This is a genomic window from Pseudomonas sp. ARP3 (assembly GCF_001029595.1).
Taxonomy (GTDB): Bacteria; Pseudomonadota; Gammaproteobacteria; order Pseudomonadales; family Pseudomonadaceae; genus Aquipseudomonas; species Aquipseudomonas rhodesiae.
The window spans coordinates 198,857-205,377 of sequence record NZ_LEKF01000008.1 but is presented as its reverse complement, the minus strand read 5'-3'; the positions used below and the strand labels follow the sequence as shown (position 1 = coordinate 205,377).

Here is a 6,521-nt window from a genome sequence, read left to right as displayed (position 1 = left end):
GAGTATCCGGGGACCACCAACCCGTTCCCATGGATGAGCGAGATCATGGACTTGAAGAAAGAGAAAAACTTCTTCGAAACCCGCGTGATCGAGTACCAGACCGGCGGTGCGCTGAGCTGGGATTGATTTACAAGTAAAAAAAAGAGCTGCTAATCGCAGCTCTTTTTTTTGACAAAAATTCAGGATCGGACCTACAGCATGCTAAGGGTTCGGATCGCATCACCAATGCTGTAGCCTTGTGCCCCAATTGCCATCAGCGTTGTCACCGATCAAGCGACCGGGATGCTTTCACCGAAACGCTTTACACCAAGGTCGGAAGATTGGCACGGGAGTAGACTCCTGCTGTCACACCTGATGCACGCTTAAAAATACTAAATAGGACCGAGGCCAACCCGTGAACCCAGACATGCTCGAAGCCGGTCCCGTTGATGCCAAAGTACTCTCCGTCTTTGACTTCGACGGCACCCTCACCCACCACGACAGTTTCGTGCCCTTCCTCAAGTTTGCCTTCGGCAGCGGCGAGTTCTATGGCCGGATGGTCAAGCTGGCCGTGCCGGGGCTGCGCTTTTTGGTGCGGCAGATCAGCCGGGATGAGTTGAAAGCACAGTTGATCCGCACCTTTATGACCGGGGTGGAGAAGACGTGGGTGCAGCAGAAAGCCGAAGAGTACTGCCAGCGCAATTGGGCGCGGCTGATGCGCCCGGCGGGGGTGCTGTCGGTGGAGCAGGAGTTGGGCTCAGGGGCGGAGGTGACGCTGTGCTCGGCATCGCCGGCGTTGGTGCTGCAGCCATTTGCCGATCGGCTTGGGATCAAGTTGATCGGCACGGAGCTGGAGGTGGTCGACGGGGTGTTGACCGGCAAGCTCACCGGCAATAACTGCCGCTGTGAGAATAAAGTGCTGCGGCTTGAGGCGGTGTACGGGGATCTGGGGGAGTATCGACTGCGGGCCTGGGGCGATACGCGTGGGGATCGGGAGTTGTTGGCGGCGGCGCAGGATGCGCATTTTCGGCATTTTCATGCGAAGAAGAAAAAGCGCGCTCGGTTGCAGCGGTGATGCGGGTGGAGACGTTCGACAGGTAAACCGAGTCGGTCCCATCGCAGCCTCGCTAAACCTCGGCACCTCCCACATTTGACCTTTTTCAGCCCGTTGATCTGTGTTCGGCGAAGGGTTTATGGGGTGGCTTTGAGATTTACGCCCAGGGCGGTGGCAAAGGCTTTTACCAGCGGACTTCTCGGCGCGTTGTGGCGCAGGATCAGGTTAAACGCCGTGCTCAGGTGAACCTGCTCCGGACACAGTGCGCGCAGGCGCCCTTCCCTTACCAACGGTGTGGCGTAGTGTTCGGGCAGGAAACCGATAAAGCGGCCGGTAAGGATCAGGATGGCGACGGCTTCGACCTGGGAGGCTGAGGCCGATTGGCTGTCGTAGTTGACGAAATGGCTCTTATCGCGATGGATCGCATACCGATGGTTGACCACTTCATATTGGCGCAGCACCTCAGGCGTGATGTCGTTCGCAGTGAACAGCGGATGTCCTACGGCGCAGTAGGCGTGGGCCCTTTCTTCGTAGAGCGGGAAGTAGTCGAATTCTTCGCGGCGCTGGTATACGGGAACAATACCGACGATCAAACGCCCTTCCACTACGCCGCGCTCAACCTCATCCAATTGCGAGGCATGTAGGCGCAATCTTATTTTTGGCGACTGGCTATGTAAGGCGCCCAGGGCTTTAATCAATGGTGAATTAACATCGGAGACGGTGTTATCAATAACTCCGACACTAAGGTCACCAATAAGCTCGTTTTGCGCCGAACTAAGCTTGTCTCTGAAACTGTCCACCGAGGCAAATAACTCAATGCTGGCCTGATATACCAACTTGCCTTCTTCGGTCAGCCCGAAGCCTTCGCGGCCCCGCGTACACAGGCGCATGCCGATGCGGATTTCCAGGTCGGAAATCTGTTTGCTGATGGCCGCCAGGCCCACGTTCAGCTCGTTTTGAGCGGCGCTGAAGCCTCCCGCCTCGACCACGGCCATAAATACCCGGAGCAATTTGAAGTCCAGGCCGCTCAGTTGCAAAGGCGGTCGAGTGCCGGGTTTCGGCGCTATGTTTCCAGAATTGGAAAGTGGGGTTTCCATAATACGCGTTGACCTCTAGTGCCATATTCAAACAGGCTTTGACCCAATCCTTGAATACAGCCAGGCGGCGATAATGAACATAAACAACCGCCCTTGGCAACCTTGAATACGGTGCGTCAGACGCCGGTTCAACCCGATTGAAAACTTACTTTTACTGCCTCCGACTCTTCTAAAAACAAGCGTGAGGAACACCTATGTCTCAGCCTACCGACCGCCTCTGGGGCGCGCGTTTCAAGAGTGGCCCGTCCGCGGCATTGGCGGCGCTGTCCCGTTGCCCTGAGCGTTATTTCCGCCTGACGCCCTACGACCTGGCTGGCTCCCGCGCCCATGCCCGTGAGTTGCAGCGCGCCGGGCTGCTGGACGAATCGGAGACCCAGCGCACGCTGCAGGCACTGGACACTATCGGCGAGGACTTCGCCGCCGGCCGCCTGCATCCGACCCTGGATGACGAAGACGTCCACACCTTTATCGAACGCGTCCTGACCGAGCGCCTCGGCGCCCTGGGCGGCAAGCTGCGCGCCGGGCGTTCGCGCAACGATCAGACGGCCAATGATCTACGCCTTTTCCTACGGGACCATGCGCGCACCATCGCCACCGAGGTGCTGGGGTTGCAGCAGGCATTGGTGACCCAAGCCGAACAGCATATCGAGAGTATCTGCCCGGGCTTTACCCACTTGCAGCAGGCCCAGCCGATTGTGTTCGCCCACCACTTGCTGGCTCACGCCCAGTCGATGTTGCGTGACGTACAGCGCCTGGTGGATTGGGATGCGCGCACGGCATTGTCGCCGTTGGGCGCGGCGGCGATGGCAGGTTCCGCGATTGCGCGTCAACCGCAGCAGTCGGCTGAGGAAATGGGCTACAGCGCACCCTGCGAAAACTCCATCGATGCCGTGGCCAGCCGCGATCATGTAGCGGAATTTTTGTTTGTGGCGGGCATGCTCGGGGTGAATATTTCGCGGCTGTCCGAAGAGTTTTGCCTGTGGTCGTCGCGCCAATTTCGCTGGGTCGTGCTGGACGATGCCTACGCCACCGGTAGCTCGATCATGCCGCAGAAAAAGAACCCGGACATTGCCGAATTGGCACGGGGCAAGGCCGGGCGCTTGATCGGCAACCTGACCGGGTTGATGTCGACGCTCAAGTCGTTGCCACTCTCCTACAACCGCGATTTGAGTGAAGACAAGCACAGCGTGCTGGACAGCGTCGACACTCTGCTGCTGGTGCTGCCGGCCATGGCCGGGATGGTCGCGACCATGAAGGTGCAGGTGGAAGAGCTGCGGCGCCAGGCCCCCATGGGTTTTACCTTGGCGACCGAAGTGGCCGATTGGTTGGCCACCCGTGGCGTGCCGTTCAAGGAGGCCCACGAGATTACCGGCGCTTTGGTGCAGGCCTGTGAGAAGCATGAGATCGAATTGTGGGAAGCCTCGCTGGCGATGCTGGCCGAGGTGGATGCGCGGTTGACCCCCCCTGAAGTGCGCGATTGCCTGACCCTGGAAGCGGCGATTGCTGCGCGCAGTGGCTGGGGTGGGACGGCGCCGGAGCGAGTGCGCGAGCAGATTGGGCGGTTGAAGGTGGCGTTGGCTGAGCAGCAGAAATGGGCTGAGAGTTACCTGGGGTTTCGGCTTTGAGCCACTGGAATAGGTGGTGCCTGCATTGACGCTTTCGCAGCCAAGCCAGTTCCCACATTTTGACCGCATTTCAACAGTTGCACCGAGTACAGCGGTAATCGCTTTTTTGGAGAATCACCATGAACCCAACCCCTGCCGAGCGCTTGCAAGCCGAGCGCAAGCAGTCCGAGAACCAGTTCGATATCACCCAGTACGAACATGTGCCGCGGCGCTATTACGGGCGCATGTTCTTCGCCACGTTGATTGTGATCGTCCTGGCCGCGCTGTTGCGCGCATTCGCCAATGGCCAGATCGAATGGTCCTACATCGGTCAGTTCCTCACGTCTGAGGCCATTCTGTGGGGCCTGGTGAACACCATCGTCATGTCGATTCTGGCCATGGCGCTGGGCGTGGTGATCGGCGTGATCACCGCGATCATGCGCATGTCGGCCAACCCGATCCTGCGCTACGTGGCCATCACTTACACCTGGCTGTTCCGTGGTACGCCACTGATTCTGCAACTGCTGCTGTGGTTCAACCTGGCGTTGATCTTCCCGGTGATCGCGATTCCCGGCCTGTTCAGCATCGACACCGTCGACCTGATGACGCCATTCGTGGCCGCCCTGCTCGGCCTGAGCATCAACCAGGGTGCCTACACCGCGGAGGTGGTGCGCGCCGGTTTGCTGTCGGTGGATACCGGCCAGTACGAAGCGGCCAAATCCATCGGCATGCCGAGTCTGCAAGCGCTGCGTAGGATCATTCTGCCGCAGGCCATGCGCGTGATTATTCCGCCCGTAGGCAACGAGTTCATCAGCATGGTGAAAATGACCAGCCTGGCCAGTGTGATCCAGTACTCGGAGCTGCTGCACAACGCTCAAAACATCTACTACGCCAACGCGCGGGTCATGGAGCTGCTGATCGTCGCGGGCATCTGGTACCTGGCGGTGGTGACCGTTCTTTCATTTGGCCAAAGCCGCCTGGAGCGTCGCTTTGCCCGCGGCGCCGGCAAGCGTTCGTAAGTCTGGGTTGAGGAGATTTGCCCCATGAGAAGCATCGTCAAGGCCGTCAACCTGAACAAGTATTACGACCAGTATCACGCGCTGCGCGACATCAATATCGAGGTCGAGCAAGGCGAGGTGATGTGCATCATCGGCCCGTCCGGCTCGGGTAAAAGCACCCTGCTGCGCTGCGTCAATCAACTGGAAAAAATCGACAAGGGCGGCCTATGGGTCGACGGCGAGCTGGTGGGTTACCGGGTGGTCGGCAACAAGCTGCACGAGATGAACGAAGTGCAGATCGCCCGCCAGCGCCTGGCCACTGGCATGGTGTTCCAGCGCTTCAATTTGTTCCCGCATATGACCGTGCTGCAGAACATCATCGAAGGCCCGTGCCAGGTGCTCAAACGCTCGCCCAAAGAGGCCATCGAAGATGCCATGGAGCTGCTGGCCCGCGTCGGCCTGGCGGACAAGCGCAATGCCTATCCGGTGGAATTGTCCGGCGGTCAGCAGCAGCGTGTGGCGATTGCCCGCGCCCTGGCGATGCGTCCCAAGTTGATGCTGTTTGACGAACCCACGTCGGCCCTCGACCCGGAGCTGGTAGGAGAAGTGCTGTCGGTGATGCGCGATTTAGCCACCACCGGCATGACCATGATCGTGGTCACCCATGAGTTGGGCTTCGCCCGTGAAGTGTCCAACCGCATGGTGTTTATGGACGCCGGCCAGATTGTGGAAGCCGGCAGCCCCGAAGAAATTCTAATAAGCCCACAAAACCCGCGTACCCAAAGCTTTATTTCTGCCGTTCGCACTTAACTAAATAACTAACGAGAACGTCCCCATGAAAAACCTGTTTATCCCTACCCTGCTCGCCGGCCTGATGGCCTCCACTGCTGTGTTCGCCTTGCCGGCGGCCATCAAGGACAAAGGCGAAATCAGCGCGGCCATCGTGCCGAACTACCCGCCGATGGATTTCAAAGACCCGGCCACCAACAAACTCACCGGTTTTGACTTTGACCTGGGCAATGCGTTGGCCGAGCGCCTGGGTGTAAAGATCAAATGGCAGGAAACCGGCTTCGAGCAGATGCTCAGCGGCCTGACCACCAAGCGCGTGGACATCGTGCTGTCAGGCATGACCGACACCGCCGAACGGCAGAAATCGGTAACCTTTATCGACTACTTCACCAGCGGCCCACAGCTGTACACCCTGGCCAAGCGTGAAGAGATCAAGGAATTGACTGACTTGTGCGGTAAAAAAGTCGGCACCAGCCGCCGCACCACTTGGCCGTCGGAAATTACCGCATGGAGCAAGGAACACTGCGAAGCGGCGGGTAAGCCAGGCATCGTAGTGATCGGTACCGAAGGTTCGGCGGACGCGCGAGCGCAGTTGCAGCAGAACCGCCTGGATGCAGCGATGCAGGGCAGCGAAACCATTCCGTATCTGATGTCGTTGGACAAGGGCAAGTACAAGCCGGTGGGCTTGGCGATTTCCAAACAATTCACCGGGCTGGGCATCGAGAAGAGCAACACCGAGCTGGTCACGGCGATCAGTGAGACGTTGCAGGCCATGATCGATGACGGCACCTACGGCAAGATTCTGAAGAAGTGGGACCTGGAGCAAGGGGCGGTCGAGAAAATCACCATCAATGCCGGCCAGTAACAACACGGTCTGAAAATGTGCGAGGGGCTTGCCCCGATAGCAGTGGTTCAGTTAACTGATGCTTGTCTGATACACCGCTATCGGGGGCAAGCCCCCTCCCACCTTTGATCTATGTTGTCGTTAAGTACTCTTTAG

6 protein-coding genes and 2 pseudogenes are annotated in these 6,521 nt (G+C 58.7%); 7 read left to right on the top strand and 1 reads right to left on the bottom strand.

The genetic code is table 11. The features are described 5' to 3' along the window. The 3 genes and pseudogenes from ABX75_RS29395 to ABX75_RS12375 form a co-directional block, all read left to right on the top strand. A pseudogene (locus ABX75_RS29395) lies at nucleotides 1-126 on the top strand (ribonucleotide-diphosphate reductase subunit beta); the annotation flags it as partial. A 77-nt stretch (nucleotides 127-203) separates the two neighbouring features. Continuing rightward, nucleotides 204-335: pseudogene (locus tag ABX75_RS28385) on the top strand (HNH endonuclease); the annotation flags it as partial. Between the two features lie 71 nt (nucleotides 336-406). Beyond that, nucleotides 407-1,054 carry an HAD-IB family hydrolase gene (locus ABX75_RS12375; RefSeq protein WP_034099970.1) on the top strand — a complete coding sequence of 216 codons (648 nt, stop codon included), beginning with the start codon at nucleotides 407-409 and terminating at the stop codon, nucleotides 1,052-1,054. Between the two features lie 116 nt (nucleotides 1,055-1,170). Here ABX75_RS12375 and ABX75_RS12370 read toward each other — a convergent pair whose 3' ends face one another. Next, nucleotides 1,171-2,130 (bottom strand): LysR family transcriptional regulator, encoded by a 960-nt coding sequence (locus ABX75_RS12370; protein ID WP_034139060.1) that lies wholly within the window; start codon nucleotides 2,128-2,130, stop codon nucleotides 1,171-1,173. 194 nt (nucleotides 2,131-2,324) lie between these two features. Between ABX75_RS12370 and argH the strand changes: the two genes are divergently transcribed. From argH to ABX75_RS12350, 4 genes are all read left to right on the top strand, one after another. Then, nucleotides 2,325-3,755 carry an argininosuccinate lyase gene (argH, locus tag ABX75_RS12365; RefSeq protein WP_047882008.1) on the top strand — a complete coding sequence of 477 codons (1,431 nt, stop codon included), beginning with the start codon at nucleotides 2,325-2,327 and terminating at the stop codon, nucleotides 3,753-3,755. 119 nt (nucleotides 3,756-3,874) lie between these two features. Then, nucleotides 3,875-4,753, top strand: coding sequence for an amino acid ABC transporter permease (locus tag ABX75_RS12360; protein ID WP_034114941.1), 879 nt, complete (start codon nucleotides 3,875-3,877; stop codon nucleotides 4,751-4,753). A 24-nt stretch (nucleotides 4,754-4,777) separates the two neighbouring features. Beyond that, nucleotides 4,778-5,542 (top strand): amino acid ABC transporter ATP-binding protein, encoded by a 765-nt coding sequence (locus tag ABX75_RS12355; protein ID WP_034099976.1) that lies wholly within the window; start codon nucleotides 4,778-4,780, stop codon nucleotides 5,540-5,542. Nucleotides 5,543-5,567: 25 nt separating this feature from the next. Beyond that, the gene (locus ABX75_RS12350; protein WP_034099978.1) at nucleotides 5,568-6,386 is read left to right on the top strand and encodes an ABC transporter substrate-binding protein; all 819 of its coding nucleotides are present in this window, start codon (nucleotides 5,568-5,570) and stop codon (nucleotides 6,384-6,386) included. Nucleotides 6,387-6,521 lie beyond the last annotated feature (135 nt).

Bases quoted from the DNA above. Each gene is read 5' to 3' on its own strand.
- argH (WP_047882008.1), top strand. From the start codon at position 2,325: ATGTCTCAGCCTACCGACCGCCTCTGGGGCGCGCGTTTCAAGAGTGGC.
- ABX75_RS12370 (WP_034139060.1), bottom strand. From the start codon at position 2,130: ATGGAAACCCCACTTTCCAATTCTGGAAACATAGCGCCGAAACCCGGC.
- ABX75_RS12350 (WP_034099978.1), top strand. From the start codon at position 5,568: ATGAAAAACCTGTTTATCCCTACCCTGCTCGCCGGCCTGATGGCCTCC.
- ABX75_RS12360 (WP_034114941.1), top strand. From the start codon at position 3,875: ATGAACCCAACCCCTGCCGAGCGCTTGCAAGCCGAGCGCAAGCAGTCC.
- ABX75_RS12355 (WP_034099976.1), top strand. From the start codon at position 4,778: ATGAGAAGCATCGTCAAGGCCGTCAACCTGAACAAGTATTACGACCAG.
- ABX75_RS12375 (WP_034099970.1), top strand. From the start codon at position 407: ATGCTCGAAGCCGGTCCCGTTGATGCCAAAGTACTCTCCGTCTTTGAC.